Here is a 1,646-nt window from a genome sequence, read left to right on the forward strand (position 1 = left end):
TCGAAAGTATGCAGCCAGAAGGTGACGGTAAACTTCAGCAAGAGTTTGAAAAGCTAAAGATGAACCTCGCCGCAGAAGGACTGTTCGCTCAATCGAGTAAACAAGCTCTTCCTGAGCACCCGAAGCGCGTTGGTGTTATCACCTCTAAAACTGGCGCTGCGTTGTTTGATATTCTTGATGTTCTGAAAAGGCGCGATCCTTCGTTACCGGTTGTAGTGTACCCAACCATGGTTCAAGGCGAAGAGGCGGCAATTCAGATTGCTCAGGCGATTGGCCGTGCTAATGAACGCAATGAGTGTGACGTGTTAATTGTAGGCCGTGGCGGCGGTTCACTGGAAGACCTATGGTGCTTTAACAACGAGATCGTTGCGCGCACCATTGCAGCAAGCCAGATTCCAATCATCAGCGCCGTCGGCCACGAGGTGGATGTTACAATTGCTGACTTTGTTGCTGATATGCGCGCCCCTACTCCATCAGCGGCGGCTGAATTAGTGAGCCGTGATAACAGTCATAAAGAACAAGCTTTTTCTGCGAAGCGTGCACGCTTAGTCAGCGCGATTCGTCACCTATTGATGAAACAAGCACAATCGACACATGCGCTTAAGTTCCGCTTAGAGAAACAGCATCCAAGCTACCAGTTACAAAAACAGAGTCAGCAACTGGATGATCTAGACATGCGTCTGCGTCGTGGTATGGCTCAATACCTAAAGCAGCATGCACAGCGTGTCGAGCGTAAACAGCATCAACTTCAATTGAACTCGCCTGTTAAGCGTTTGGGCGAACAAAAACTTCATCTGCAACGTTCAGAGCAAAAGCTATTGGATGCGATGGATAAGACATTGCTAACCACTCGCCACCAGCTCGCAATGGCCGCAGAGAAGCTAGAAACAGTAAGCCCACTCGCGACGCTTAAGCGTGGCTACAGCATCACTCATTCAGCCTCTAAACAGACGGTCTCTTCAATTGAAGATGTGAATGTTGGTGAAGTAATCAAAACGCAAGTTGAAGATGGCGTGATTGAATCTCAAGTCACCCAAAAGATTGCAAAAGCATAAGCGCCTAAGCAGCGTTAAACTAGAAAGCCCTATCAGATTTGATAGGGCTTTTGCTTATGGGGGGAATTATCAGAAGCTGCGAATGACTAGCTTGCCTTCTCTGGCTCTTTAAGAGTAAGCATACCTTCAGTCACGATAAAGTCGATGATGGTATCTAGGCCTTTGCTCTCTTTAAGGTTGGTAAACACAAACGGCTTGGTTGGACGCATACGTTGCGTGTCTTGCTCCATCACCTCTAGCGACGCACCCACATACGGCGCTAAATCAATCTTGTTAATCACCAGCAGATCAGAACGTGTAATACCCGGGCCGCCTTTGCGTGGGATCTTCTCCCCTTCCGCGACATCGATAACATAGATAGTTAGGTCAGCAAGTTCTGGGCTAAATGTTGCACTCAGGTTATCACCGCCACTTTCGACAAACACCACATCTAGGTTTTTGTGCAGCTTAGCCAGCTCTTCAACGGCTGCGAGGTTCATCGACGCATCTTCACGAATCGCAGTGTGTGGGCAGCCGCCCGTCTCAACACCGATGATGCGATCCGGCTCTAGTGCTTCGGCGCGAGTTAGGATCTTTGCATCTTCCTGTGTA

General features: G+C 48.8%; 2 protein-coding genes. One reads left to right on the forward strand and one right to left on the reverse strand.

The window, feature by feature from the left end:
- Nucleotides 1-1,055, forward strand: a 1,055-nt coding sequence (xseA, locus tag KIV40_RS29275) for an exodeoxyribonuclease VII large subunit (protein ID WP_285352742.1), incomplete at its 5' end; no start/stop codon positions are given.
- Between the two features lie 86 nt (nucleotides 1,056-1,141).
- On the opposite strand, the gene ureG is transcribed toward xseA, so the two are convergent.
- Nucleotides 1,142-1,646: urease accessory protein UreG (ureG, locus tag KIV40_RS29280; RefSeq protein ID WP_285352745.1), on the reverse strand; the 505-nt coding region annotated here is incomplete at its 5' end.

The organism is Vibrio sp. D173a, assembly GCF_030248475.1.